Source organism: Enterococcus sp. LJL90 (genome assembly GCF_056924355.1).
Map to the genome: position 1 here is coordinate 904,438 of NZ_JBXPBQ010000001.1, position 26,784 is coordinate 931,221.

Sequence of the window (26,784 nt, forward strand, 5' to 3'; positions counted from 1 at the left end):
TCCTTCAGTTTGATAATTAGCTTAGATTTTCTGTATCATACTCGAAGCCATTTGCAGAACTCAAATTTTTGTAAAAAATGCCGCTTTGTTTGATGGTTCGCTTTTGCGTGGCCAAATCTAGAGAAACTAAGCCATAGCGATTTTTGTAGGCATTAATCCAAGACCAGCAGTCAATAAAAGTCCAGAGATGATACCCTTTGAGATTACAGCCGGCGTCAATTGCCAACCAGACATAAGCTAGATGATCTTTAATATAATCAATGCGGTAGGTATCTTCAATCTGACCCGCTTGATTCATAAAGCGTTCCTCATCCGCAACCCCCATGCCATTTTCTGAGATAAAGGCTTCGATATTTCCGTAATTATTTTTAATATCCAGACAGAGATCCAAAATGCCTTTAGGATAAATCTCCCAGCCTCGGTATTCATTCATGCGCCGGCCGGGCATAATATGGTGCTCAAAAAACCAGTCTGGTAGAAAAGGGCCCGCTTCATTAATCGCGGTCAAGCGGGCTTTTACCCGGCGGGGTTCATAATAATTCAAACCTAAAATCTGGGCGACATTATTTTTGATACAGTCGAAATCGGCTGGTTGAAAATCAAGTGGCAATTGATTGTATTCTTCAAGCAGCTGAACTAACTTACTTGGAAAAACACCTTTCACCATCGGATCTAAAAAGCTTCTCGTATAGAACAAATCGGCAATCTCAGCAGCTTTGACATCTGCTTCATTTTTACTTCGAGGATAAGTTGGGCTCAGGTTTAAAATGACGCCAATCTTACTGGGAAGCTGGTGGTGTTTGAAGGCTTCAATGGCCTTTGCATGAGCTAGGATTGTAAAGAAAGCAGCTTGAGCACCTCGTTTAAAATCAATCAGGTTTGGATAGTGAAAGTCCTCCAAATAACCACCTAAAATTGGTCCAAGGGGTTCATTAAAAGTGAACCAATGCTCAACTAAATCACCAAATTCTTTAAAACAAGTATCTGCGAAATGAACATAAGCCGCCACAACTTCCCGGGATTCCCAGCCGCCGATGTCCTGTAGCTTAGCGGGCATGTCGAAGTGATATAAATTAGCAAAAACTTTTATACCATTGGACTTCATTTCAGCAAATAATGCTCGATAAAAGGTGATGGCTTGCGGATTGACTTCTCCAGTACCGCCATCAGGAAACATTCTAGCCCAAGAAATCGAAGTTCGAAATGAATTATGTCCCGTTGCGACCATCAATGCGACATCTTCTTTGAAACGATGGAGATGGTCATCCGTCACGGCAGAACTGACGCCTTGATAAAAGCGATTGGGTTCTTCTTTAAACCAGCGCTCCCAAATGGTTTCAGCTTTGCCGGTGGTTCCGCGGCCTTCAGCCTGTTCTGCTGACCAGGCTGAACCCCACCAAAAATTTTCCGGAAATTTAAGTTGCTTGTTCATAACATACCTTCTTTACAAAAAATAATTTCAATAGTTGACTGATTAAAACTCACGTGCTAATTCTGCCTGTTTAATCGATACTTTTTCACTGATTTTAAGGAAAGGCAGATAGATGATAACTCCTAAGACAATCAGCAATACCTGGAGGACAGGAGCTCGCCAATCGCCGGCAGTCGCTAACCAGCCGCTGATTACAGGTGGCGTTATCCATGGAACGAGGACCACAGTCTTACTGACTAATCCAATCGACGTTGCAAAATAAGCGATTAAAGTTTGCAGAGCAGGCAAGCAAACGAAGGGAATCATCATTGGAATATTAAAGACAATTGGCAAACCAAAAATGATCGGCTCGTTGATTTCAAAAAGACTTGGTGCCGCCCCTAATTTAGCAATTTCCCGGTAAGGTTTAAACTTAGAAAAGATTAAAATAGCAATTACTAGCGAAATGGTCGCGCCAGTACCCCCCATCTGTGCAAAGGCGGTTTGAAATGAAACCGTCAAAATATGTGGCGGCTCGATACCATTGGCAAAGGCGAGCATATTGTCATTGATATTTTGTGTCATAAATGGCTCAGTGAAGGAGCCGTTAATAACCGATTGGTGAATCCCAAAGGTAAACAGAAAATTACCAAAGCTATACAAGAAAATATAGCCAAAGAGGCTGGTACTAATGCCTCGTAATGGTTCTTGGATTAAATTCACAATCAAGGTGATTAAATCTGTTCCTAAAGTGATGTTCAGCACTAAAGCCAACACAGCAAAAACTGAGATACTTAAAATTGCTGGAATCAAAACGTTAAATGATTTCGACACCGCTGGCGGGACATCTTCCCCTAAATTAATTTTTAAATGTTTTCTTTTTGAAAGGAATACTAATAATTCTGTTTCGACTAATCCGATAATAATTCCGGCAAACATTGATGAAGTTCCAAGATTTGAGAAGGAAAGAACTCCGGTTGCTGCAATTTCAACATCACCGGTTACCGATGAAATCGAGAGCTGCAAGGGCATCATTACAATTAAAGTTGCTAAAGCCATAATTGCGGCTGAAATCGGATTTTCAAAATTCCGATTTCTTGATAAAAAGTAACCAATGGTCGGACATAACAATAATCCGGCAATATTCAGTGTTCCGTTGGTAATTGCTGTCCCAAATTGCTGAACGGTGACTAAAAAATCACCTTCAAATAAAAAAGGGAATATAACCGAGTTGACGAGTACCGCCAACCCAGCGAGAATAAATAGCGGCATAATTGTCGCAAAGGAATCCCTCAAAGATCGTAAATGAATTTGTTCCCCAACTTTTGAAGCAATCTCAACAAACTTATCCATTCTTTTTGATGATTTACCATCCATTTAAAAAACCTCCTAAACTAAACCTTCTGTATTTAATCTGCTTGTTTTTTGTAAATCAACTCACCATTGCTGGCGATAACATCTTTAAACCAATAATAGCTTTTCTTCGGAACACGCTTCATATCCCGCAAATCATGATTGGTTCTGTTGACATAGACCAGACCGTATCTCTTGCGCATATCTCCTTGAGAACTCAAGATATCGATTAAGCCCCAGCCTAGATAGCCCATCACCTCAACGCCATCAATAAACATGGCGTCATACATCGCCTGTAAATGATTTTTATGATAATCAATGCGGTATTGGTCATCAATTGGATTGCTGCCGTCCCATTCCTCTTGAACACCGACGCCATTTTCAATTGGAAAGACCGGCAGACGATAACGTTGATACATTTTATTTAAGACATCTCTAAAACCAAGAGGATCAATTTGCCAATTCCATTCGGTGGTTGGAATGTTGGGATTGTCTTGCTTACCAAAGGACAAGTAAAAATTAGGAGCTGTCCCTTCAGGAATCTTTTCTGAATTAACCGTAGTAGATGCATAATAGCTAAAGCTGAGAAAATCATTTTTCATTTTTTTGATATCGGCTAATTCACCATCTAAAATGTTCATTTTAATATTGTTCGTCTTAACAAAGGTTATCATCTCTTTGGAGTAAACGCCCTTTGTATAAGCATCTAGCAAGGTATAGTTGATAAACTCATCCCATTTACGAGCAGCTAAAATATCTTCAGGTTTACTAGTAGCTGGATAAACTTCAGAATAAGCCAACATCCCACCAACATAAGCTGAAGTTTGTTCATTAATAAAAGTGGCGATGCGGGCATGGGCAACCATCACGTTATGCAAAATTTTATACAAATCATCGATATTTTTTTCACCCGTTTGATAGCCGCTGATTCTGAAAGCTTCGGGTGTGTGATAAAGATTTTGCTCATTAAAAATAATCCAGTATTTAACTTTGCTAGCAAAACGTTTGACCATCTCATTGCCGTATCGCACAAAAGCAGCTAAGACTTCTTTACTCATAAAGCCGTTATATTTTTCAGCAAGATGTAACGGCATATCGAAATGATAAAGACAAATCATCGGTTCAATTCCACGTTCCAATAAGGCATCAATCAATTTGTCGTAATAGGCAATTCCTTCTTCGTTAAATTCGCCATCGCCATCTGTAACAACTCTGCTCCAAGAAATTTGGAAACGATACATATTCATGCCGAGGTCTTTGATAAAATCAAAATCCTCATCATAGGAATGGAAATTATCGTTAGCTACTTTCCAATCGCTGGCCGTCTCGGTGGCTTCGCGAATATCATAGACAGATAAGCTTTTTCCGCCCTCATTCCAGCCACCTTCCGTTTGCATACTTGAAACCGAATTGCCCCAAAAAAATTTTTCTTTCTTCATCAAATTCATGCGCTCCTTTCTTTTTGTAACGCTTTCAAAAGATAGTTTAGCACGATTTTTCCAACATGACAACTCAAATATAAAAATTTGTAAATACAAATATAGTTGTGTTCTTTTATAAGAACCAATATAATGAATTTGAAAATGAGAAATGAGGTTGTGGAGATGAGTTTATATAAAAGAATTGCGGCTGATTTGCGTTCAAAAATTTTAGAAGGCAGTTATGTCGGCGGCAACGCGTTACCAGAACAGGTTTTATTGGCCAAAGAGTATCAGACGAGTCGGGTAACTATCCAAAAAGCTTTGGATATCTTAAAAGCAGAGGGGCTAATATACAGTCGACAGGGCTCAGGTACTTTTGTTAAAGAAAATACCAATACCTTAGCGAATTTAGACAATCAGATTGATGTCTATGATGGTGTGACAGCCAGCTTTAGCTCACAAGGTGAAATTACTAGTCAGATTTTAAGCTTTGATGTTCGTTTTCCAAGCCCGTTGGAGATGGAAAAATTATTAATTCCCAAATCCTCGGCAGTTTATGAAATCAATCGGCTACGTTTTTTTAACGGTGAGCCACTTTTATTAGAATATACAATTATGCCAGTTGAGGTTATTCCTAGAGTTTCTGAAGAGGTCTTGAACAGTTCGATTTATCATTATATAAAACATGATTTGGGGCTGGAAATGGGGCTAGCCAATCGGCGTATCCATGCCGATAAACCAAGTGAGCTGGATCAACAATATCTTGACTGCGAAATAACCGATCCTGTGCTTGAAGTCGAACAAGTCGTCTATTTAAATTCTGGAGTCCCTTTTGAATACTCAAAAACCAGAAGGCGGTATGACAAAGGGGATGTCTTGATGATTCAGGCGAGTAAGAAGTAAACGAAAGTTTGAGATAAAGATTTGAGGCTTTTTTATATCCGAAATATTCAGGTGACGGAAATTTCAAAACCACTGAAGACAAAATCCATAATGATTTTGTCTTCAGTGGTTTTTTGTTGATAGTTTCATGAAGATGAAACTATCAGCTCTGTTTTGCAACTAGCAGATAAAGAATCGAAACCAAAAATGAATCCGTTACCATTAAAATAGAATTATAAAAAAGGAGCGACAAAGATGAAATATAATCACCTATCAAAAAAATTTTTGTGGGGAGCATCAACTAGTGCCTTCCAAGTGGAGGGAGCCTATCGAGAGGATGGCAAAGGTCTTTCAATTGCAGATGTTCGTTCTTTCAAGAAAAGTGATAAGCAACTAGATACTAAAGTCACAGTCGACCATTACCATCATTGGCGAGAAGACGTTCAACTGATGAAGGAGCTTGGTTTGAAAAGTTATCGTTTCTCCATTAGCTGGCCAAGAATTTTTCCAAATGGGGACGAGATGAAACCAAATCAAGCAGGTTTAAAATTTTATCATCAGCTGATTGATGCCTTATTAGAAAATGATATTGAGCCGATTGTCACGATGTATCATTTTGATCAGCCGCTTGGTTTAATTGAAAAATACGGCGGTTGGGTCTCAAGGCAATCAGTTGCTGATTTTGTAAAATATGGCAAGTGTCTCCTTGCAGAATTTGGCAAAAAAGTGAAATACTGGCTGACTATCAATGAACAGGCTGTTTTGGTGGTGGCGTCCGATATGATTGGAATTGATTTGGATCAGCCGCTTAAAGACCGTTATCAAGCAGCCTTCCAAGCAAATTATCACATGTGGTTAGCGCAAGCTGAAGTCTGCAAACTCTGTTTAGACCAATTCCCTGACAGTAAGATTGGGCCAGCAGTTTCTTATATAACCACCTTGCCTGCTAGTAAAAAATCATATGATATGATGGCGGCTAAAGAGCTAGAAGATTTTTATTCCTTTGCACAAATAGAGGTAGCCCTTCATGGTGAGATTCCCGTTTATTTTCAAAATGAATTAGCTAAACTAGATATCTTAATTGAGACAGAGGCGAATGATGCGGAGGTTTTACAATCAGGGAAGGCTAATTACTTAGGTGCGAATTGGTATTGCACGACAATCGTTGAGGCGAATCAAAAAGCTAAAGAGGAACAGTCTATATTTAAACGAATGACCAGAATTCAAGATAAAGAGTTGCGCCATACGGACTGGGGCTGGAATTTTGATCCAGTAGGGTTACGATATGGGCTGCGGCAATTACTAGATCGCTATGGAACTGTTCCAATCGTGATTACGGAATGTGGCTGGTCTGAAGAAGAGGAGTTAGTGGATGGTCGCGTGCATGATCAAGATCGGATTGAATATCTTGAGCAGCACATTGAACAAATGGCTTTAGCAATTCAAGATGGTGTAAATGTGATTTCCTTTAATCCTTGGTCATTTATTGATTTACTAAGTGTCGGGGATGGCATGGAAAAACGCTATGGGATGGTCTATGTTGATCGCACTAATTTTGAAGAGAAAACAATGCGCAGATATAAAAAAGATAGCTTTAATTTTTATCAAAAATTAATCAAAGCTAACTCATAAAGGTTTATTCATTTTGTAATAAAAATCGTCTTACAAAGTACTCTGAAAAGATACGCATGGGGTAATTACCAATATTTAATTGGCGCTTTGAAGTCAGATAAATAGTTTGCTTAAAACGGAAGGACTCCATCGAGCTATAATTTTGTGTGACTAAAACAAGAGGGATTTCTTTCGCGATTAGCTCATCATAAAAATCTTTATGACGGGTGAAAAAATTTCCATAGTTAGATAGGACAACCACTAAATCTTCCTTACCAAAGCGCTCCAAAATATCATCAAATTTTTTCCGGCTTTCGGCAACTTCAATGGTTTTACCAATTAAAAAGCAGCCCAACTGAATATCTTTGGCGATATAATTTGAATCGCTGTAACCGACAAAAGCGACTTGCGGAGCTGCCTTGACTGATTCAATCAATTCATCAACTTCAGCAATGTTCAGTGTTGCCGCAGTGTCTTGGATAACATCAGTAATTTGTTGGGTGTATTGTTGTAAAAAGTTTTCTGGGTGGTCTTGAACCTCTTTTGCCTCTGGAATAGTCATCTTTAAGAAAAATAACTTTGAAATTCCAGTCACAAGGCTAAAATAGCGCTTGAATTCTTGATAGCTGTCCATATCTAAAAAATGAATAAAACGTGTGATGGTGGCCTTTGAGACGTAAGTTTCTTCAGCAAACTGAGTAATGGAGAGGTCGGGTAATCGGTTAATATTTTGTAGTACGAATTCGGCCAATTTATAGTAAGTAGCTTGGCTACCCTCAGTATTAAAATATGTATAAAGCTTCGATAAAGGATCCATAATTCCTCCAGTAGAAAGGGTGTAGTAAAAAATGAGTAGTTCTTATGAAAAATTTCAAAATGTCATTGATCAGAAATTTTTACCAATTGCCACTAAGTTTGGTTCTAATAAAGTAATCCAAGCAATTTCGGGTGGCTTGATGTATACGGTGCCGTTAACTTTAGGCGCTTCGATTTTTTCAATTTTAGGAAATTTCCCAATAGCTTCTGTGAATACTTGGTTTAATGAAGTAGGTTTAACCGTTCATTTTAACGCTTTATTAGGCGGTACCTTGAATATAATCGCCTTGTTAATTGCTTTTTCTATTCCTTATTCTTACACAAAGCTTTTAAATAAGTCAAATACCAATCCATTACTAGCTGCCTTCATCTCAGTGGCATCATTTATTACCTTGATGCCGCAAACTGTTGGGGAAGAAAATTTGTCTGCCCTATCTTATGACTACTTAGGCAGTTCAGGTATGTTCGTAGCAATCGTGTTGGGAATTATTATTAGCAGAATTTATATTGGCTTAGCACAAAATAAAAGATTACTAATTCGGATGCCTGAAGGTGTGCCCCCCATGGTTAGTCAGTCTTTTGAGCCTTTAGTCGTCGCAATTATCATTTTAATCGGTGTGGTAGTCTTGCGGATTGGTTTGAGTTATACATCAATGGAAAATATTTTTAACCTTATTCAGACTTTTATTGGTAATCCGATAACTAAATTAGGTAGCTCGATACCGGCATTTATTTTTATTGGCATGATTGCGAATGGATTATTCTTTTTCGGGATTCACCCGAATGCAATTAATAGTGCATTATAACCATTATTAATGAACATGGCTTTAGTCAATTTGACGACATTTCAGGCTGGCGAGACTATGCCATATCAAGATATTATGATTGTAAATACCTTTTTAAATAATGATGCGGTAGGTAGTACGTTAAGCTTGTTGATTGCCATTCTATTATTCTGTAAGAGCAAACGCTATCGTTCTTTTGCTAAAATTTCGGCAATTCCTAATATCTTCAACATTAACGAACCAGTTATTTTTGGGATGCCGGTGATGTTAAATCCGGTTCTTTTCATTCCATTTTTCTTCAGCACCTTCGTGACAGCTGTCATCGGTTATCTTGGTTCGGCCAGTGGTTTTATTGCTCATTATGATCCAAGCTTAGCAATTGGAATGGCAACTATTTGGACTGTTCCTAAAGTTATTTCGAGCTTTATTGTTATGGGCTGGCAAGGACTTGTCTTACGAATTGTCAGCATGGTGATAATGGTCATCTTTTATCTGCCATTTATTAAGGCTTTGGATCGCCAAGAATTATTAAAAGAGCAAGGACTAGACTAGCTAAAAACTAGAAATTAGTATTTTTGTCCTTTGTCGATAATGATTAGGTTGAAACAGTGTAGTCAATTCTGCTTTTTAATCGTAGAAATATAAGAAAAGCCTGAAGTCTTCCCACTTCAGGCTTGCAGATATAAAATCTAAAATAAATCTTGAAAAAGGATGAAGCATGTAATAGCCTAAAACAATTGGATACTTTGCAGAAGCCCAGCAACTTCCTCTTGAATCTGCCTAACTCTTCGACTGCTCGCCCCTTCCGGCTGCCACAAGTCTGAAAAATCCAGAGCATTTCCTAAATAGGGAAGGCCTGTCATTAGTTGAGCAAATTTATGGGCTGTGATTTCTTTTGACTCCTGCAAATTTGCAACAGAATGTAGCGGACCCAAGCGAAAGGCGGTTATTTGCAATTTTGGGTATTCCCTTTGCGGACCAAGTTGAAATTCGCTGAGATAATGGTAAAGCTCATGGGCAATAATCAATTTTTTTATTTGTGAAAAGGGTAGTCCTGTTTGCTGCTCTAATTTTTTTATCGTGGTTGTGAAAATGGTCAACTCAGCCTGTTGTCTTTTTGGAAAAATTTCCAGTTGCCCCCGCAGAGAAGTTTCTTTTTCTGATTCAATCAGGGTGATGGGCAAGGTTTCTAATAGTGCAAAGCTGTCATACTTTTGAAAAGCTTCAAAATAATCATGGCCTTTTTTTAAGGCTAGACGGCATTCAGGTAAAATCTCTTTTTTAGGGATTTTAAAAAAGAGGCGGTCTTTTTTTAGCTGCCAATAGGCTAATTCCAAATCAGTTAGCATAGCCATAAGCCTCCTGTTAATAAAGTTGATTGGCAGCGATAATCATGACTTCTTCTTCCGAGTTGAGATTGGCCAACTCCAAGTCCACAAGCATTAATAATTGCTGGAAATCCTGGGTTGAAAAATCCATTAGTCTAGGACCGACGCAGATATAAAAATCAGGGCGAATAATTAAATCTGATTTATAATTTGCCATGTCCTCCCAGAAGTTTTGCAGGACATCTAAATAATTTTGAATAAAGGTTTTACGGACACGAGCATTGCCCCGCTGGACCTTAATAAAGCCTTTGTCGTCCAATAAACGAATCGCTTCACCAGTGGCTGCATTCATGCCAAAGACCGAAAAATAATTGGTGCTGTCGATTAAACTAACCGCTTCCGGCAGAGCTTGGAAATCTTGCCGGGCTAACTCAAAGGCTTCAGCTTGGGAAATTTTCAAATTGTCTTCGCCAGTTTGAACTTCGGTGGAGCCTGTGGCAATCGCTGTTACTTTTTGTGTTTGCGAGTCAATGTCGATATGGACTTCAACGCTTTCTTTGGTTGCGCCACTTTCAATTGCCTTATCCATAGCTTCTTGTTTAATTTGTTTGATATCATTTTTGCTGGGATTAGGAATCATCCGTTCCACTACATCTTGAACGAGAGCCAAGGCGACACCAATTGAAGAAATGACCTCAGCATTTTCAGGAATGCTGTACTTCAAGCCGAGCTTGTCGGCACAATAGACGATCAAGGAAGAGGCGCCACCGCCAACGCCAACTAAAGAAATCTGTTCTTGCTCTAGCTTGTATTTATTGGCTAAGCCAAGAATCACGGGTTTAATTTTAGCAAAGGCTTTTTCCAAAATGCCTTCTGCGACTTCTTCAGGAGTCTGCTGCAGATAATCTGCTAAAGGCTGAATGGCTTTGCGGGCGGATTCAACGTTTCCATAAGAAAAATGTTCTGGATTAACTAAGCCCAAGATATTGGCGGCACAAGTAGTGGTGATGGTGACTCGTTTGCCACTGGCCAAGTGAATAGCAACATAGTCTTTAGGATCGCCTTCTTTTGGTGCAAAAAATTCTAATTGCGGGTCGACAATTTCTTCAAGAGGGGTAAAAACGGCATAGTCTAAACCTGCAATATGGGCGCTTCGAGGTCCGACATCAGCCAATTGCTGCTGATTGGCCCGCACCATACTGCCGCCAGCCACCCCTAAAACTTTGACATCTAAGGAACTGATATACGTATTGCGACCGCTAATTTGGGAATAGTCAATGGCTGGGCGACCATCTTTAATGACACCAATATTGGTGGAGGTGCCGCCAACTTCAAAGTAAACACCATTTGAGGCCCGCAAATAAATAAGAGAGCCCATGACACTAGCGGCTGGCCCGGACAGCATGGTCAGCACGGGTCTTTTTTTCATTTCGGCGACGTCCATGACGCCACCGTCGCCCCGCATAATCATCAATGGCACATCCACCCCAGAGGAATGAACACTGGCTTCTGTTGAATTGGCAGTTTCCAACATCTTCGGTAAAATTGAGCCGTTCAAGACGGCGGTGCGAGTCCGACGGGAAAGGCCGTACAATTTTGTCATTTCTGAAGCGACAGTGTAGAGGTAGCCGCGTTTTTTTATAGTCTCAGCAATCAGGCGCTCTTTTTTGCTGCTATCAACCCCAAAAGCGCTGGTCACAACAAAGACCTCCACTCCTAAATCATGGAGCTCATCGATGGCTTGATTAACCCGGCTAGGATTGAACTCTCTAGGCTTAATAAAACGACTGTGAATTTCAATTTCCCGTCCGGTGCCTAAATCAATATTTTTCATGTTCATTTGTTTGCGGGTAATTAAGCCTTCAAAGAACCCCTCCGCTGTAGAAATAATCCCAATTTTAGCGACATCGCCTTCAAGTAGAGCATTGGTCGCCTGTGTGGTACTATGGGCAACAAAAACGACTTCTTCAGGGGCAATTGAATATTCCTGAAGACATTTTAAAAAGGCATTGACCACACCAGTTGCGACCCCTTTTTGATCGTCATGGGTCGTTTTGACAGAAGATTTTCCGATAATTTCTTTGGTGGCATTGTCAATCGCCACCGCTTTTGTATGGGTTCCGCCAACATCAATGCCGACACGGACTTTTCTATTCATTGGTGGACCTCCTTAATTGCCAAACCAGATAAAGGTTAGCATTTCTAAAATCAGACAAATCAGCATCCCGGGAATCAGCGCCATCTTCATATAATCGCGGCTCTCAACCTTGGCATAGCCCAGCCCCCATGAAATCCAAGAAGTCGTGATATCAAAGTGACCCATGCCGACTAAAATCGACAGGAAGAGGGGATATAAAAAAGTAATCGGTAAGTCGGGATTCACCTGCATAATCACGGCTAAGATGGCCGCACCAGAGCCGACTAAATTCATCGGTCCTCTAAACCAAGTTAAAGGACTCAGAACAATAAATAAAATACAAAGGGCCAAAGCCGAAGTCGGAATAATTCCGCCAATGACTGTTTGAAAATAAGGGCCAGCAAAAGAAGAAGCGGCATTAAACATCGACAAGGCCATCCAAAAACCAACTAGAGCTGAAGTATCCTTGACAGCATCAGAGTATAATTTTGTAAAGGTTCGGCTGGCCGCACGGAAGCCCTCAGTTAATTCTCGGCAAACAACTAAAGCAAAAATTGAGGCCAAAATAAAGCAGAGAATCACCGGCAGTTTTAAGAAGATTACTCCAATTACCGGGAGAAAGGGGGTTAATAGAGCAATATTCGGTGCATTTTTGACGTCACTTTCATCTTCTTCGATGTCGGCACTATCCCAATTGAAGACCGGATTGGCTCTTTTCAAAAAGAAGAGGGCAAAGGCTGAGACAACCGCAAGCATCACGATAAAACCAATAATCCCAAAATTAAAATATTGGTTATAGGTATAACTTGAGCCTGTTTCAAAAAACGCATGGTACTGGGTAAAATTTATCGGATTGATAAAAATACCAGCCGCCACCGAGCCGGTAAAAGAAAATAGAGCAACCGCCTTGGGAATTCCAATTGAAAATAAAATCGGTAAAACAACGATAGCAATTGAAATTACCGGACCAGCACCAGCTAGAGAGGTAAAAATGATACCTGTTATAACATTCACAATAACTAGTATTAAACCGCTATTGTCACCGCCAAGCTCGACTGATTTACGAATAATCGTCGCCGCAATCCCGGTATCTAAGAGGACTCGTCCAAAAAAAGCCCCAAAGAAGACATTGACTAAAACGGCACCCCAGGTTTCCGGTGCATTTTGATAAACAGCCTGCAGCATCGTACCGATTTCAGACCAGCTGACACCTTCAGAAAGATGGCCGATAATCGGCAAAATGGTCCACAAGGAAGCCATTAAAAAAAAGCCGACCATAAGGTTAAAGCCCTTTACTGAATAAAGGACTAGCCCAAAGAAAGATAAAATTAAAATAATGCCAATAAGTAAATCCATAACGCACTCCTCAAGAAAAGATTATTGGCTTATTATACTCTTTCTGAAAGAATTATTAAATACTTTTCATCAGATATCTTTACTTGAACTCAGAGAAAAGAGCTTGATTTTCCTCAGATTTTTCCAAAAAAGATAGCTGGGAATTTATTTTGCAAACTTTTTTCATAGGGGAATGAAAAATTATTTCTAATAAAAATCTCATCTAAATATTTTTTACAAGTTGAAACAGTCAAGCGCCAGTATTTCTTTCGTGCAAAAAGTCATAAGCCAATCGTGAGAATCCTAAAATAATTTTTGCTATAATGAAGACAAATGAAAGGGGTTTTTAAAATGCCTAGTAAAAAAATTCATCTAATGATTGATGATATTCCGGCATTTGAAGTGGTGGAGGAAGCTTTGCAGGAGGCCGAGCTGCCGCTAATTATTTATTACCATGGTTGGCAGACCAATAAAAATTTGGCGATGACGCAAGCTCGCCGGCTAGCAGGACTAGGCTTTCGGGTGTGTTTGCCGGATGCTCCGAATCACGGGGAGCGGCATCAGCCGGTTTCAACAGTACCTTCGTTAACTTTTTGGGAAACGATTCATGGTAATCTTTTTGAATTTGAAAAAATTCGTGATTTCTTTTTAAAAAATCGACCGAATAATGGTCGCCTTGGCGTCGGTGGTTTTTCAATGGGGGGCATGACGACGGCTGCTTTATTAACCCACCACCCGGAAATTGATGCTGCTGTCTGTTTGATGGGTACGCCTAGCCCTAAGGCCTTCGTTGATACAACAATTATGCGTCGTAAAGAAGCGAATATCTTTTTGCCTAGTGATTATCGCGATTTAATGAGTTGGACACCGGCCTATGATTTAAGCGCTCATCCAGAAACGCTTAATGGCCGCCCTTTATTTTTCTGGCATGGAACAGAGGATTGGAAAATTCCGATTGACAGCGTGGTAAAATTTGTTGACGAAAATCGCAATACAGAGGCAGGCCGCAACATCTCGCTGCATATTGGTGTCGGTGAAGGTCATTTATTAAAAATTCCCACGATGGAAAAAGCCAGTTTCTTTTTAAAGGAAATGTTGATTGACCGAGACTAATCGCAAAGGTTGAAGTAATCTGAGGTTAGAAATGAAAACTGTCTTTTGAGTTATCACAATTGTCATCAGCAGCAAAAAAGTCAGAAGGCCGTAACAGGCTCTCTGACTTTTTTTGAAGTGAAACTAATCTGCGCGTAAGGCAATCGCCGCATCTTTTTTAGCTGCCATGCGGGCTGGAATGTGACCGCCTAGCATGGTAAGAATTGTACTGACTAGAATTAAGATGATGCCCTGCATTGGTTCTAAGCGGGCCACATTTTCTAAGTCGGTCATATTGTACAAGATTGCGTTAATTGGGAAGGTTGCCAGCCAAGCAATCAGCACCCCTAAAGCTCCAGAGGCGATCCCTAAAATAAAGGTTTCAGCATCAAAGACGCGGGTGATATCTTTTTTACGGGCACCTAAAGCTTTTAACACACCAATTTCCTTGGTGCGTTCAATAACAGAAGTGTAGGTGATGATAGAAATCATAATCATCGAGGTCACCAACGAAATCGCCGCAAAGGCAATCAAGACATAGGTGATGGCGTCCATAATACCGCCAGTCAAAGTGGTCACAGTTCCCGCTAAATCGGTATAAACAATTTGGTCCGCTTCGTCTTTGCCTTCATTGTAGGCATCTAAATAAGCTAGAATTTCTGTTTTATCATTAAAACTATTCGGATAAATATAAATTGTTGTTGGCAAGCTAGAGCCACCTAGATAAGCTAATAGTTGTTCTTTGCCAGTGTTGTCCAAGGCTTCACCGGTCATCACATTGGTACTGCTATTTTCCTGTGCTTCAACAATTGCCGAATTTTGATTGTCGTCAATAATTTGTTGGCTCAAAGTATCGCTGTAGGCAATGCCGGTTGCCAAAAGATTTAAGTTGGAATCAGCTTTAATCCGTAAAATACCCGAAATTGTCAAAGTTGTATTGTTGCTATTGTTATACAGGCTTTCCAAATCAGTATTTGGAATAAATGTTCCTGTTGGTAATTGGCTATAGTAGTCATTATTATTCACGACATCAATAGTCGTGCCGACAATTTGACTGTAATCAATTGCTTCACCGTTCGTGACATCAAAGCCTAAGTTGGTCAGGGCATTGATATTTGTCGTGTTGTCCTCATCGACAATTAAAACGACATCGGTGGCCGCACTAGGATAGCTGCCGTCTAATAAATCATAATTTTCCTCTAAAAAACTACCGTTGTCAGTTGATTGCTGATGGGGAAATGTTGAAATCCCAACACCAGAGGCACTAGAAAAAGAATTGGCCGCACTGTTAGAGGTGGTCGCTTGATTTGAGAAGCTGACCTGCTGATAGCTGCCGTCAATGTCACGAATTAAATTCATATTGACGCCACGGGAATAGCCGATATTATTGGATAAATCAGCATCAAGGTCGTTGATATAATCGACAAAATCCTGATCAATTTTGTTGATATGGGTTGCCGCATCCTGCTGACTAGTTTGGGCAATTATTTGATTATCAGCTGCCGCTTGATTGTCACTGCTGCTGTCTGTTGTGTCGGTATCTGAACTGTCAGTCGTGGTTGTGCCCGTTGAACCAATGGCTGCCGTGGTTACCTGAGAAATCGTGATGGGAAACTGAGACAAGGTTTCCGTCTGAGTATTGTCGATTTGTGTTTGAAAACCTGTCGACAAAGATAAAACAATCGCAATCCCGATAATGCCAATACTGGAGGCAAAGGCCGTTAAAAAGGTACGGCCTTTTTTAGTGCGAATATTGTTGAAGGAAAGATTCAAAGCTGTGACAAAACGCATTTTGGTGCGTTTTAGAGTAAATTCATCGCCTTTTTTTCCTTCAATGTGGGGATGGGAGTCACTGATAATTCGACCGTCGGAAAATTCGATAATCCGGTCGGCATAATTTTTGGCCAGCTCAGGATTATGCGTCACCATCACCACTAATTTTTCTTTAGACAGCTCTTGAATCAATTCCATAATCTGCAGGCTGGTTTCTGAATCCAGTGCGCCCGTCGGTTCGTCACAAAGTAGAATGTCTGGGTCATTGGCCAGCGCTCGGGCAATAGCCACCCGCTGCATTTGTCCACCGGATAATTGATTAGGCTTTTTGTGCATGTGGGCTTCTAAGCCCACACGAATCAAAGCCTCCTCTGCTTTTTTCTTTTTCTCTTCCCGCGGCACACCGCTTAAAGTCATCCCCAGCTCAACATTTTCGATAATTCCCAGATGGCTGATTAGGTTGTAGCTTTGAAAGACAAAACCGATAGAATTATTGCGGTAGGCATCCCAATCGGCGTCTTTAAAAGTTTTTGTCGACTTGCCGTTAATAACCATGTCACCGGAATCATAATTGTCTAAGCCGCCGATGACGTTTAGCATGGTGGTTTTCCCAGAACCACTCTGACCTAAAATAGCGACAAACTCCTTTTTGCGAAAGGCCACGGAGACACCATCCAAAGCCTTGGTAATTGTGTCGCCGACTTTATAATATTTTTTGATATCCTTTAGTTCTAACATTAAACAACATCCCTTCATTGCAAAAAAATTTATTTTAGGCCGCAGAAAAAGCCTGAGGTGTGTGATGGTCTCAGGCTTTTTTTGCAGTTGCGGCGAGCTTCTAAAAGATAACCAAATCTGTTTTACATAAAGACATTTGCATCAAGAACATTTAAAAGAAGGAGGTAAAACAGGCTTGGTTTTATTTGAAAAAAGCTGCCGACAATTCCATTTGACTAAAACTATCATTCTATTATTAACCTAAAATGAACAAAAATACCAATGAAGCGACTAGGAACAACTTGTCAGAATTGATTCATTTTGTCTCGACATTGGCAATTTTTCTGGTGAATGGGCTGATAATAGGCAATCATTATTAACTGTTTGTGAACAGCAGGCTAATTTTTCAATAAAAGACTTCACAGTTAGTTAATAGAAGTTGCCTATATTTAGTATAATGAGAATAAATCTTGCGACAGGCAAACAGGATGTGAAAAGATGATTACAATTTTAATCGTAGAAGATGACGAAAATTTGAACGCATTGTACCAGAGCGTTTTAAAGACGGCTGGGTTTAAAATTCTCTCCGCCAATAATGGTGAAGAGGCGCTGACCGTTTTAGAAGAGCACCATGTTGATTTAATTATCACAGATATAATGATGCCGGAAATGGATGGCTTTGAGTTGGCCAAGGAGCTGCGGCAAAGCGGCTTTGAGCTGCCGATTTTAGTTATTACCGCCAAGGAATCCTATGAAGACAAACGCAAAGGCTTTGGCATCGGCGTGGATGATTATATGGTCAAACCAATCGATGTCAACGAAATGGTTCTACGGGTAGAAGCTCTTTTACGGCGAGCCCGGATTGCCCATGAAAAAGAACTGGCAGTGGGAAAGACCTTGTTAAACCAGGAGACCTATGAAGTCACAAAAGGCGAGCAGGTGACCGAGCTGCCGCAAAAAGAGTTTTTACTTCTATATAAGTTGCTGTCGTATCCCAATAAAATTTTTACCCGCCAGCAGTTGATGGAGGAAATTTGGGGGATGGACACGGATACTTTGGAGCGGACTGTCGATGTTCATGTCAAACGGTTAAGAGATAAATTTGCCGACAGTGATGATTTTGAAATCATCACGATTCGCGGTCTCGGCTATAAGGCGGTGCAAAAGACATGAAAAAGAAAATTCATTCGCAGCTGTGGATTTATTTTGCCTGCATAATTTTTGGCATGCTGCTCTTAACCGCCTGTCTGCTGTCGTTAGTCGGAGCTTTTCTTTTTTATTTTAATGTGATTGGCGCCCATCAGGAACGGCCGCTATTCTTTTTAATTTTCTTTTTATATGTAACGGTGATTGTAGCCACCGGTGTCTCCATTTTAGTGGCCCGCAAAATTCTGCGGCCTATCACCAATCTCAGTGAAAAAATGGGCCAAGTGGCGAAAGGGGACTTTAGTATCCAAGTCCCTGAAGGCTATAAAATTACCGAATTGGAGCAGCTTTCCCATGACTTCAACAGCATGGTGCGGGAACTAAACAGTATTGAAACACTGCGAAGTGATTTTATCGCCAACGTTTCCCATGAATTTAAGACGCCGCTAGCAACCATTCGCGGCTATGTGCAGCTGATTCAAAATCCGAATTTAGCGGAAGAGGAACGGCAGGAATATATTCAGCGGATTTTAGATGGTACGACCCAGCTGAGCCATTTGACGGAAAATATTCTAAAAATTAGCAAGATCGAATCTCAAGGCGTTATTTTGGAGCAGGAGCCGTTTCGGTTGGATGAACAAATTCGCAATGTGATTTTATTTTTAGAGCCGGAATGGAATGCTTTGAATATCGACTGGGAAATTGAGCTGCCAAAGGTGACTTGTGTGGCCAATGAAGAAATTATTTATCAAGTCTGGTTGAATCTTTTAGAAAATGCCATTAAGTACAGCGCCGCTGACGCCCAAATCAGCGTCAAACTATTGGAGGAGCAAAATGAAATTTTAGTGCAGATTGAAGACAATGGCGTGGGCATGTCACCGGAAATTCAAAAACATATGTTTGATAAATTTTATCAAGGGGACACGGCTCATAAAGCCAAAGGAAATGGCTTAGGTTTAGCTTTAGTGAAGCAGATTATTGATTTATATCATGGAAAGATTTCTGTTGAGAGTTTAGAAAATCGTGGGACCTTGATGCAGGTCTGGTTACCAAAACAGGTGACAGAGTAGGTACTTAGCTTGTTAATAAAAAAATCCGCATTGTACTCTTCTGAGATTGATTTGCCAAGCGTGGTAAGAGGTCTTTAAAGAAAGCCAAGAATCTTTAAGCTAACTTAATGATTCTTTTCAAAATTTATACTTTTTGTTCATAAATAGTTAATTAATTTGCTTTAAAGTAGTCTCATAGCAATAAAACAACTAATCAAACAAGCAACTAAATCTACTGAATAAAGGTGATTTATATGAAAGAGATTAAAAAAATTTATTTTATCGAACAAACAAAAAGTATTGAAGGCTCATATATTGAAATTGATACAGTAAGTGTTGCTGAAACGGAAGCCGACGCTGTTATAGAATTTGAAAAACTTGCCAGTGGTGATTGCGAAAAATCCTTTGGCTATACATTAAATGAATATGAAATCAGTGCTGAACCGACTTTCTTCCAACGCCTAATCGCCTCTTGGAAAAAATTACCAGCAGATTTCTACCGGAAAATGCAGGTCATTACCTTCCGCCCAATTATGGAGTTTCAAGCATAGATATTGGCAGTCGGAAACTTAACTAAACAATCGAATAAACAGGAACTTGGCGTCTTAGAGATAAGGCGCTATTTCTTTGCCTAATAATGTCGTCATTCACTGTTAATTCGTGAAGCTTGTTGCCTATCCAAAAAGGGGACATGCCGTTAACTATCCAAAATTACTTCTTTTAATAAAGTTAAATCCAAAGATTGCCAGGCTACTTCTTGATTTTCCCAAAAATTATCTTTAAGGTAGCGGGGAATCAGATGAAGGTGAAAATGAGTGCCGGCATCCATAGCATTGCCGTTATTTTGAATAAAGCTCACGCCAAGCAATGAAAAATGTTCTTCAAACAACAGCAACAGTTTTTTTCCAGTCAAAATAAATCCATCAGTTCTTCTTCTGGGATTTCTATACGGCTGTGATAGTGTTTTTTGGCGATAAGCAAGAGATGACCTTCTTGAATAGGATCAATGTCCAAAACAACAAAAAATAGGCCGTTTCCTTTAAAATTTGCTTCGCGTTGATTCCATGACAAAAGACACAATGCTGCATGTTGATTTCCTCCCGTTTATCGACTAATTCTATTTAGTATAGCAAAGAAATTTTTGAGGAAAAATGCAATCAAAAAAATCAATCAAAAGCTGATGAAGAAAATTAGTTGCAAAAACCCATGCCCTGTCGTCTTTCCACTACTAATTTTTCAAGACAAATCACAACTCAGTAATAAATTTACTAAATATTTTACTTTTCTATTCCAAAATCAAAACAAATGATTTATAATGAATGCATGAAAGGGGATACAGAGATGGCGATTACAACGACAAATTTTGGTTCTGAAAAAGCAAAACTTTTAACACTGGAAAATAATAATGGCATGCAGGTGGCAGTGAGTAACTTCGGTGCTCGCATTGTGAAAATTATTGTGCCGTTAAAGGGCAAAGCCACAAATATTGCCTTTGGTTACGAAAGTGATGAAGCCTACTTGGCAAATGATCCTTATGTAGGAGCAATTGTCGGGCCGGTGGCTGGGCGTATCAGCCAGGGTGAAACAAAGATTCAAGGTGTCACTCATCAATTTACCACCAATGAAAAGGGCAGCACTTTGCATGGCGGTCCTGATAGCTTGGAAACATTTTATTGGGATTATCAGGTGAAGGAAGAAAAAAATTCAGTAAAATTTTATGTAACAGTGCCGGACGGATTTAATGGTTTCCCCGGACCAATTTATTTGCAGGTCAAATATCAATTGACAGAAGACAATGAATTAAAGATTCAATATCGGGGAACGACTGAAAAAGCGACTCTGTTGAATCCAACCAATCATGTGTATTTTAATTTAAACGGCGATTTCAAACAGCCAATTGACAATCATCGCATGGAGCTTTTGGCGGATCAATTTTTAGAATTACAGGAAGATAACCTGCCAACTGGTAAAATCTTGGATGTTGCTGGGACCTCCTTTGATTTTCGCAAGGGTGCTGCTTTTAAACAAGGCTTTGATAATGATTTTCCACAAAATAAATTGGCTAATGGTTATGACCATCCATGGCTTTTGAATAAAGCAACGACACCACAAGTCAAGGTGTCTAATGAAGATGGCAGTTTGCAAGTGGAGTTGACCACCGAAGAAGACTCAGTCGTGATTTATACCTACAATTGGGGGGCTGACCCGATCGATTCGATTATAACTCACGGCGCCTTTACGTTGGAAACACAAGTCCTGCCGGATGCAAGTAATCACGAAGGCTTCGGTGAAATTGAATTGGCGGCAGATGAAACATTTGAAAGTCATACGACATTCAAATTTATCTTTTAAATTTGGAGGAAACAGAAATGGAAAACTTAAAAAAAAGATTTACAGAAGTCTTTGGTATTGAAGCCACCGGTGCTTATTTTGCACCAGGCCGAATTAATTTAATCGGCGAACACACTGACTATAACGGCGGCCATGTCTTTCCAGCTTCTATCACAATCGGCACTTATGGCTATGCCCGCAAAAACGGTAGCCAAAAAATCCGCTTTTATTCAGAAAATTTTGCGGCGTTGGAAGTGATTGAAGTTCCTTTGGAAAATTTAGATTACCGCAAAGAGGATAATTGGACGAATTATCCTAAAGGAATGGTCAAATATTTACAAGAAGCCGGCTATCAAATTGACGAAGGCTTTGATGTGTTGTATTACGGCACTATTCCTAATGGAGCTGGGCTTTCATCATCAGCATCGATTGAATTGTTAACCGGCGTTGTCTTGAAGGATTTGTTTAATTTAGATGTCTCAATGCTGGACTTAGTGAAAACTGGGAAAAAAGTCGAAAATGAATTTATCGGTGTTAATTCTGGCATTATGGATCAGTTTGCGATTGGCATGGGCAAAAAAGATATGGCGATTTTATTGGATACTAATACCTTGAAATATGAATTAGTACCGGCCGCCTTTGGGGACTATGTGATTGCCATTATGAATACCAATAAGCGTCGGGAATTAGCGGATTCAAAATACAACGAGCGCCGCAGTGAATGTGAAGAAGCACTGAAACGCCTGCAAACCAAACTTGATATTCAAAGTTTAGGCGAATTAGACGAAGCAACATTTGAAGCCAACACAGCTTTAATCGGCGACGAAGTCTTAATCCGCCGGGCAAAACATGCAGTCTATGAAAATCAGCGGACTTTAAAAGCTAAAGCCGCTTTGCAGGCAGGAGATTTGGTTGAGTTTGGCCAGCTATTAAATGCCTCCCATCAATCTCTAAAAGATGATTATGAAGTAACCGGCATCGAGTTGGATACATTAGTGGCCAATGCCCAAGCTCAGCCTGGTGTTTTAGGAGCCCGCATGACGGGTGCTGGTTTTGGCGGCTGTGCCATCGCCTTGGTAAAAGAAAGTGAATTAGACAATTTCACAAAAGCAGTTGGAACTGCTTATGAAGAAAAAATCGGCTACAATGCTGATTTTTATAAAGCCAATATCGATGATGGTGCCCGCAAATTATAAAAAATCTACGAGGTGAAAAGATGACAGTTTTAGTCTTAGGCGGAGCCGGTTATATCGGTTCCCATGCAGTTGATCAATTAATCGAAAAGGGATATGATGTCGCCGTCGTGGATAATTTATTGACCGGCCATCGAAAAGCCGTCCACCCAGATGCCCGTTTTTACGAAGGCGACGTGCGGGACAAAACTTTTTTAACAAGTGTCTTTAAAAAAGAAAGCATTGAAGGCGTCATCCATTTTGCGGCTAGCTCATTAGTGGCGGAATCTGTGGCGAATCCCTTAAAATATTTCAACAACAACGTATACGGCATGGAAATTTTATTGGAAGTCATGCAGGAATTCAATGTTAAGCACATTGTCTTTTCGTCCACCGCTGCAACTTATGGCGAGCCAAAGGAAATGCCGATTAAAGAAACAACACCAACTAACCCAAAAAATCCATACGGCGAAAGCAAGCTGATGATGGAAAAAATGATGAAGTGGTGTGACGGTGCCTACGACATGAAGTTTGTTGCCTTGCGCTACTTTAATGTGGCTGGCGCAAAAGCCGACGCTTCGATTGGCGAAGACCATACGCCTGAAACTCATTTAGTACCGATCATCCTGCAGGTGGCATTAGGTCAGCGGGAAATTTTACAGATTTTCGGAGACGACTATGATACCCCTGATGGGACTAATATTCGTGATTATGTCCACGTCGAAGATTTAATTGCCGCCCATATTTTAGCTTTGGAATATTTAAAGGCTGGCAATGAGAGCAATACTTTTAATCTCGGCAGCAACAATGGCTACTCTGTCAAAGAAATGTTAGAGGCAGCCCGCAAAGTTACCGGCAAAGAAATTCCGGCGAAAATTTCGCCACGTCGGGCAGGGGACCCCAGTGCTTTAGTGGCCTCTAGCGAAAAGGCCAAAGAAATTCTAGGTTGGCAGCCGAAGTACACGAGTGTGGAAGATATTATTGCCACGGCTTGGAATTGGCATGTCAGTCATCCTAAAGGCTACGATGATCAAAAATAAGCTTTAAAACTTGCCAGTCGCTGGTTTCAGTTGGCTGGCTTTCTTCAATAAAACTGGAATTGAAAATAGAGGAGTCGTGAGAAATGACGAGTCAAACAGTCAAACAATTTGTAACTTACGCCATTGAAAACGGCGGCTGGATGGAAATGGACCGCCTATATCTACAAAATCGTGTGATTGCCTTAATCGGTGAACAATCTTTAGCTGATGAGCCTTTAGAAAAAACTGAGCGGCCAGCTGTCGAGCTTTTAGATGAACTAATATCCACCGCCCAAAAAAATGACGCTATTGAAGACGCGCAATGGGCGGTCGATATTTTAGAAGCTCAACTGATGGACCTTTTAACACCGCCGCCATCTGTTGTGAATGCTTTTTTTGCGCAGCATTATGCCAATTCACCACAGGAAGCCACAGACTATTTCTTTGCCCTCAGTAAGAATAATGACTACATCAAAACTCGGGCAATTGCCAAAAACATTGAGTTTCCAGTCGAAACGGCCTACGGTGATTTAGGCATCACGATTAATTTGTCGAAGCCGGAAAAAGATCCTAAACAAATTGCAGCTGAGCGCAACGCTGTTCAGGTCAATTATCCGAAGTGTATGCTCTGTATGGAAAACGAAGGCTATCTCGGCCGGCCAAATTATCCGGCCCGCACCAATCATCGGATTATCCGCATGAATTTAGCCGGCGAGAGCTGGGGCTTTCAATATTCACCTTATGCTTATTTCAACGAGCATTCGATAGTTCTATCAGAGGAGCATCGGCCAATGCGAATTGGTCGGGAAACCTTCGCAAGACTCTTGCAAATCATTGAAGTCCTGCCCCATTATTTTGTGGGTTCCAATGCAGATTTGCCGATTGTCGGTGGTTCAATTTTGTCCCATGATCACTATCAAGCGGGGCGACATGATTTTCCGATGGCGTTAGCACCAATCGAAAAAGAATTCACGTTGCTAGGCTTTGACAAAGTGCAGGCTGGGATTGTCAAATGGCCGATGTCGATAATCCGTCTGCAAGGTATAGAAACCAACGAGCTAGTCAATGCAGCTGAATATATTTTGGCCAGCTGGAAAAATTACTCAGATGAAAGTGTCAGCGTCAAGGCATTTTCTGAAGATGGCACGCCGCATCACACCATCACACCGATTGCCCGCAAAAACGGTGAGTTATTTGAATTAGATTTGGTATTGCGGGACAACAATGTGTCCGAAGAATTTCCCGATGGAATTTTTCATCCTCATCAAGATGTTCAGCACATTAAAAAAGAAAATATCGGTCTAATTGAAGTGATGGGCTTGGCGATTTTACCGCCACGTCTTAAAGAAGAGATGGCCGAAGTTGAAAAATATTTACTGGACCAAGAAAATGCATTAGCACAATACCATCATGCTTGGGCAGCAGCTATTAAAGAAAAACACGAAATCACACCGGCCAATGTGACTCAGATTTTGCAAGATGAAATCGGCTATGTCTTTTTACGAGTGTTAGAAGACGCAGGTGTTTTCAAACGGGATGCAGAAGGGCAAAACGCCTTTAAAAAATTCATTGATACTTTATAAAATTCAAAGACTAGCACAAAGGGGGGAATCAAGTGGCGACAATCAAAGATATTGCCGACCAAGCCGGCGTTTCTTCAGCGACGGTTTCCCGCGTTTTAAATTATGACGGCACAATTTCGGTTTCCGAAGAGACCAAGCGAAAAATTTTTGAAGTAGCGGAGGCTTTAAATTACACCAAGCATCAAAATAAGCGGGCGCCTCGTGAAACCAGTTTTCAATTGGTCCAGTGGTACAACGAGGCCGAAGAATTAGAAGATTTATACTATTTGGCTATTCGCTTAGGGATTGAAAAGCGTGCCGAAGAGTTAAATTTACAAATTAAACGGGAAAAATTATCGAATCTAAGCGGCGAAAAAGCAGATGGCTTGATTGCCCTCGGTAAATTTGACCAGACCGAAATCAAGCAATTGGAGACTGCCAATGAGCAACTGTTATTTGTTGATTTCGATGCTACAGAAGCTGGCCATTCCTCTATTTTTGTCGATTTTCAACAAGCAATTCAGCAGGTGATGACAGCCATTCAAGCAAAAGGCTATCAAAAAATCGGCATGATTGCCGAAGCTGAATATACCAAGACGGAACATCAGCTATTAGAGGATTTACGCTATCGCTATTTCAAAGAAGCTTTAGAAAATGTCAATTTATTTAACGAAGAGTGGCAATTGGTTAGTGGTTTTACAGTTGACGAAGGCTATCAGGTGATGAAAAACTTCTTAGCTGAAGAAAAACCATTACCAGAAGTTTTTTTCATCTCCAATGATGCAATTGCCATCGGAGCTTTACGTGCTTTACAAGAAGCGAAAATCAGCGTTCCAACTGAGGTTGCTTTAATCAGTTTCAATGACACTAGCGTTGCCAAATATACCAATCCGGCTTTGAGCACTGTCAAAGTTTATACCGAGTGGCTGGGACGCCACGCTGTCGACACACTGTTGGCCATCAGCGAAGAAAAGCCGCCAGTGCCTTTAAAAATTGAGTTGGGTACGAGCTTTATTCAGCGGGAATCATTTTAAGAATTGTTGGAATTTATTAAGCAGATAGAACTAGTGAAATTTATTGTAGCTTGAGGGAGGGAATGCGGATGAACAATTTGGATATAGACCTGCAGGAAGAAATCATTGAGGCGCTAAATTTTACCATCAATAGTGGTTATTTTTCGGTTAGCGAAATACAAGAATTAGCGACCGAGTATCTAAGTGAGATTTTCGAAGATTACGAATTACCAAAACCATCTGGAGAAACGATTCAGGAAATCACTCAAGCAGTTCAGCAAGCTCATTCAGCTGACAAGCAAATGAATTATTTGCGGCTGCGGAAAATTTTCGATCAATTGAATCAGCAAGGCATTATTGCGATTGATTTTGCTGGCTTTGATATCAGTGAAGGACTTGAAGATGTTGGAGAAGTTGTTCGTTTTATGCAAGAGCAGCAGATTCCCCGCCAAGGATATTGCTTTTGCCATCAGCAGGATATTGAACGGGCTTTGGATTCGGAATCTCGCATACTATATCTCGCTTTTCACAGTACGAATGGTGACGAAGAGCAGGCCTTACGAGTTGCCGAAAAAATAGTCGAGTTGTTTACCGAAGCAGGCTTGCAACCACGTTGGGATGGCAGTTTGGACGAACGTATTTGTCTTTTAAATTTTGAGTGGGATAAAGTTTTTGATGCAGAGACTGATTATGGTGTTGAACGGGCCATCCGCATCATGAAGGCAGCTTTTTAATTAAAGAAGCTATCAAAATGATTTTTTCAAAATTGACTTGTTGCTAAGAAATTTTGATAAACGGAATACTAGAGAAAATGCACAGTTTTGACTGTGG

General features: G+C 40.4%; 21 protein-coding genes and 3 pseudogenes. 13 read left to right on the forward strand and 11 right to left on the reverse strand.

Annotated features, from left to right (window positions below; all coding sequences use genetic code 11):
- Positions 1-16: 16 nt before the first annotated feature.
- From AC1Z3S_RS04130 to AC1Z3S_RS04140, 3 genes are read right to left on the reverse strand one after another with little or no spacing between them, the layout of a single operon-like run.
- Positions 17-1,432, reverse strand: a complete 1,416-nt coding sequence (locus AC1Z3S_RS04130) for a glycoside hydrolase family 1 protein (protein WP_461739286.1) — start codon at positions 1,430-1,432, stop codon at positions 17-19.
- Positions 1,433-1,474: 42 nt separating this feature from the next.
- Positions 1,475-2,788: a PTS sugar transporter subunit IIC gene (locus tag AC1Z3S_RS04135; RefSeq protein ID WP_461735408.1), complete on the reverse strand. Its 1,314-nt coding sequence runs from the start codon at positions 2,786-2,788 to the stop codon at positions 1,475-1,477.
- Between the two features lie 32 nt (positions 2,789-2,820).
- Positions 2,821-4,203 (reverse strand): glycoside hydrolase family 1 protein, encoded by a 1,383-nt coding sequence (locus AC1Z3S_RS04140; RefSeq protein ID WP_461739287.1) that lies wholly within the window; start codon positions 4,201-4,203, stop codon positions 2,821-2,823.
- 165 nt (positions 4,204-4,368) lie between these two features.
- On the opposite strand from AC1Z3S_RS04140, the gene AC1Z3S_RS04145 reads away from it, so the two are divergent.
- Both AC1Z3S_RS04145 and AC1Z3S_RS04150 read left to right on the forward strand, forming a co-directional pair.
- Positions 4,369-5,088: a GntR family transcriptional regulator gene (locus tag AC1Z3S_RS04145; protein ID WP_461739288.1), complete on the forward strand. Its 720-nt coding sequence runs from the start codon at positions 4,369-4,371 to the stop codon at positions 5,086-5,088.
- Positions 5,089-5,322: 234 nt separating this feature from the next.
- Positions 5,323-6,699, forward strand: a complete 1,377-nt coding sequence (locus tag AC1Z3S_RS04150) for a glycoside hydrolase family 1 protein (RefSeq protein ID WP_461739289.1) — start codon at positions 5,323-5,325, stop codon at positions 6,697-6,699.
- Between the two features lie 4 nt (positions 6,700-6,703).
- Here AC1Z3S_RS04150 and AC1Z3S_RS04155 read toward each other — a convergent pair whose 3' ends face one another.
- A complete protein-coding gene (locus tag AC1Z3S_RS04155) occupies positions 6,704-7,495 on the reverse strand; it encodes a MurR/RpiR family transcriptional regulator (RefSeq protein ID WP_461739290.1) in 792 nt (263 codons plus the stop codon).
- Between the two features lie 139 nt (positions 7,496-7,634).
- Between AC1Z3S_RS04155 and AC1Z3S_RS04160 the strand changes: the two are divergent.
- Positions 7,635-8,831: pseudogene (locus AC1Z3S_RS04160) on the forward strand (PTS sugar transporter subunit IIC).
- 176 nt (positions 8,832-9,007) lie between these two features.
- Here the strand turns inward: AC1Z3S_RS04160 and AC1Z3S_RS04165 are convergent.
- The 3 genes from AC1Z3S_RS04165 to AC1Z3S_RS04175 are packed head-to-tail and all read right to left on the reverse strand — an operon-like array spanning position 9,008 to position 13,100.
- The gene (locus AC1Z3S_RS04165; RefSeq protein WP_461739291.1) at positions 9,008-9,628 is read right to left on the reverse strand and encodes a hypothetical protein; all 621 of its coding nucleotides are present in this window, start codon (positions 9,626-9,628) and stop codon (positions 9,008-9,010) included.
- A gap of 16 nt (positions 9,629-9,644) precedes the next feature.
- A complete protein-coding gene (locus tag AC1Z3S_RS04170) occupies positions 9,645-11,765 on the reverse strand; it encodes a hydantoinase/oxoprolinase family protein (RefSeq protein ID WP_461739292.1) in 2,121 nt (706 codons plus the stop codon).
- Positions 11,766-11,777: 12 nt separating this feature from the next.
- Positions 11,778-13,100 carry a citrate transporter gene (locus tag AC1Z3S_RS04175; protein ID WP_461739293.1) on the reverse strand — a complete coding sequence of 441 codons (1,323 nt, stop codon included), beginning with the start codon at positions 13,098-13,100 and terminating at the stop codon, positions 11,778-11,780.
- A 330-nt stretch (positions 13,101-13,430) separates the two neighbouring features.
- Here AC1Z3S_RS04175 and AC1Z3S_RS04180 point away from each other — a divergent pair, with 330 nt between their 5' ends.
- Positions 13,431-14,192, forward strand: a complete 762-nt coding sequence (locus AC1Z3S_RS04180; protein WP_461739294.1) for an alpha/beta fold hydrolase — start codon at positions 13,431-13,433, stop codon at positions 14,190-14,192.
- Between the two features lie 123 nt (positions 14,193-14,315).
- Here the strand turns inward: AC1Z3S_RS04180 and AC1Z3S_RS04185 are convergent.
- Both AC1Z3S_RS04185 and AC1Z3S_RS04190 read right to left on the reverse strand, forming a co-directional pair.
- Positions 14,316-15,638: pseudogene (locus tag AC1Z3S_RS04185) on the reverse strand (ABC transporter permease); the annotation flags it as partial.
- A 123-nt stretch (positions 15,639-15,761) separates the two neighbouring features.
- Positions 15,762-16,682, reverse strand: a pseudogene (locus AC1Z3S_RS04190) (ABC transporter ATP-binding protein); the annotation flags it as partial.
- Positions 16,683-17,159: 477 nt separating this feature from the next.
- Between AC1Z3S_RS04190 and AC1Z3S_RS04195 the strand changes: the two are divergent.
- From AC1Z3S_RS04195 to AC1Z3S_RS04205, 3 genes are all read left to right on the forward strand, one after another.
- Positions 17,160-17,834, forward strand: coding sequence for a response regulator transcription factor (locus tag AC1Z3S_RS04195; RefSeq protein ID WP_265455731.1), 675 nt, complete (start codon positions 17,160-17,162; stop codon positions 17,832-17,834).
- The gene (locus AC1Z3S_RS04200; RefSeq protein WP_461739295.1) at positions 17,831-18,877 is read left to right on the forward strand and encodes a HAMP domain-containing sensor histidine kinase; all 1,047 of its coding nucleotides are present in this window, start codon (positions 17,831-17,833) and stop codon (positions 18,875-18,877) included. The genes AC1Z3S_RS04195 and AC1Z3S_RS04200 overlap by 4 nt, the downstream gene beginning before the upstream one ends.
- A 233-nt stretch (positions 18,878-19,110) precedes the next feature.
- Complete coding sequence (locus AC1Z3S_RS04205; protein WP_461735418.1) at positions 19,111-19,407, forward strand: hypothetical protein; 297 nt, start codon at positions 19,111-19,113, stop codon at positions 19,405-19,407.
- A 146-nt stretch (positions 19,408-19,553) separates the two neighbouring features.
- Here AC1Z3S_RS04205 and AC1Z3S_RS04210 read toward each other — a convergent pair whose 3' ends face one another.
- Both AC1Z3S_RS04210 and AC1Z3S_RS04215 read right to left on the reverse strand, forming a co-directional pair.
- On the reverse strand, positions 19,554-19,769 hold the full coding sequence (locus AC1Z3S_RS04210) for an HIT family protein (RefSeq protein ID WP_461739296.1): 216 nt from the start codon (positions 19,767-19,769) through the stop codon (positions 19,554-19,556).
- Positions 19,766-19,936, reverse strand: coding sequence for an HIT family protein (locus AC1Z3S_RS04215; RefSeq protein ID WP_461739297.1), 171 nt, complete (start codon positions 19,934-19,936; stop codon positions 19,766-19,768). The genes AC1Z3S_RS04210 and AC1Z3S_RS04215 overlap by 4 nt, the downstream gene beginning before the upstream one ends.
- A gap of 261 nt (positions 19,937-20,197) precedes the next feature.
- On the opposite strand from AC1Z3S_RS04215, the gene AC1Z3S_RS04220 reads away from it, so the two are divergent.
- From AC1Z3S_RS04220 to AC1Z3S_RS04245, 6 genes are all read left to right on the forward strand, one after another.
- On the forward strand, positions 20,198-21,208 hold the full coding sequence (locus tag AC1Z3S_RS04220; RefSeq protein ID WP_461739298.1) for an aldose epimerase family protein: 1,011 nt from the start codon (positions 20,198-20,200) through the stop codon (positions 21,206-21,208).
- 17 nt (positions 21,209-21,225) lie between these two features.
- Positions 21,226-22,383, forward strand: coding sequence for a galactokinase (locus AC1Z3S_RS04225; RefSeq protein ID WP_461739299.1), 1,158 nt, complete (start codon positions 21,226-21,228; stop codon positions 22,381-22,383).
- 20 nt (positions 22,384-22,403) lie between these two features.
- Complete coding sequence (gene galE / locus AC1Z3S_RS04230) at positions 22,404-23,399, forward strand: UDP-glucose 4-epimerase GalE (RefSeq protein WP_461739300.1); 996 nt, start codon at positions 22,404-22,406, stop codon at positions 23,397-23,399.
- Positions 23,400-23,482: 83 nt separating this feature from the next.
- A complete protein-coding gene (galT, locus tag AC1Z3S_RS04235) occupies positions 23,483-24,961 on the forward strand; it encodes a UDP-glucose--hexose-1-phosphate uridylyltransferase (protein ID WP_461739301.1) in 1,479 nt (492 codons plus the stop codon).
- 32 nt (positions 24,962-24,993) lie between these two features.
- A complete protein-coding gene (locus AC1Z3S_RS04240) occupies positions 24,994-25,974 on the forward strand; it encodes a LacI family DNA-binding transcriptional regulator (protein WP_461739302.1) in 981 nt (326 codons plus the stop codon).
- Between the two features lie 68 nt (positions 25,975-26,042).
- Positions 26,043-26,687: a DUF6891 domain-containing protein gene (locus AC1Z3S_RS04245; protein ID WP_461739303.1), complete on the forward strand. Its 645-nt coding sequence runs from the start codon at positions 26,043-26,045 to the stop codon at positions 26,685-26,687.
- Positions 26,688-26,784: the final 97 nt, after the last annotated feature.

Coding starts and splice junctions, on each gene's coding strand:
- AC1Z3S_RS04130 (WP_461739286.1), bottom strand. CDS start 1,432: ATGAACAAGCAACTTAAATTTCCGGAAAATTTTTGGTGGGGTTCAGCC.
- AC1Z3S_RS04135 (WP_461735408.1), bottom strand. CDS start 2,788: ATGGATGGTAAATCATCAAAAAGAATGGATAAGTTTGTTGAGATTGCT.
- AC1Z3S_RS04140 (WP_461739287.1), bottom strand. CDS start 4,203: ATGAAGAAAGAAAAATTTTTTTGGGGCAATTCGGTTTCAAGTATGCAA.
- AC1Z3S_RS04145 (WP_461739288.1), top strand. CDS start 4,369: ATGAGTTTATATAAAAGAATTGCGGCTGATTTGCGTTCAAAAATTTTA.
- AC1Z3S_RS04150 (WP_461739289.1), top strand. CDS start 5,323: ATGAAATATAATCACCTATCAAAAAAATTTTTGTGGGGAGCATCAACT.
- AC1Z3S_RS04155 (WP_461739290.1), bottom strand. CDS start 7,495: ATGGATCCTTTATCGAAGCTTTATACATATTTTAATACTGAGGGTAGC.
- AC1Z3S_RS04165 (WP_461739291.1), bottom strand. CDS start 9,628: ATGCTAACTGATTTGGAATTAGCCTATTGGCAGCTAAAAAAAGACCGC.
- AC1Z3S_RS04170 (WP_461739292.1), bottom strand. CDS start 11,765: ATGAATAGAAAAGTCCGTGTCGGCATTGATGTTGGCGGAACCCATACA.
- AC1Z3S_RS04175 (WP_461739293.1), bottom strand. CDS start 13,100: ATGGATTTACTTATTGGCATTATTTTAATTTTATCTTTCTTTGGGCTA.
- AC1Z3S_RS04180 (WP_461739294.1), top strand. CDS start 13,431: ATGCCTAGTAAAAAAATTCATCTAATGATTGATGATATTCCGGCATTT.
- AC1Z3S_RS04195 (WP_265455731.1), top strand. CDS start 17,160: ATGATTACAATTTTAATCGTAGAAGATGACGAAAATTTGAACGCATTG.
- AC1Z3S_RS04200 (WP_461739295.1), top strand. CDS start 17,831: ATGAAAAAGAAAATTCATTCGCAGCTGTGGATTTATTTTGCCTGCATA.
- AC1Z3S_RS04205 (WP_461735418.1), top strand. CDS start 19,111: ATGAAAGAGATTAAAAAAATTTATTTTATCGAACAAACAAAAAGTATT.
- AC1Z3S_RS04220 (WP_461739298.1), top strand. CDS start 20,198: ATGGCGATTACAACGACAAATTTTGGTTCTGAAAAAGCAAAACTTTTA.
- AC1Z3S_RS04225 (WP_461739299.1), top strand. CDS start 21,226: ATGGAAAACTTAAAAAAAAGATTTACAGAAGTCTTTGGTATTGAAGCC.
- galE (WP_461739300.1), top strand. CDS start 22,404: ATGACAGTTTTAGTCTTAGGCGGAGCCGGTTATATCGGTTCCCATGCA.
- galT (WP_461739301.1), top strand. CDS start 23,483: ATGACGAGTCAAACAGTCAAACAATTTGTAACTTACGCCATTGAAAAC.
- AC1Z3S_RS04245 (WP_461739303.1), top strand. CDS start 26,043: ATGAACAATTTGGATATAGACCTGCAGGAAGAAATCATTGAGGCGCTA.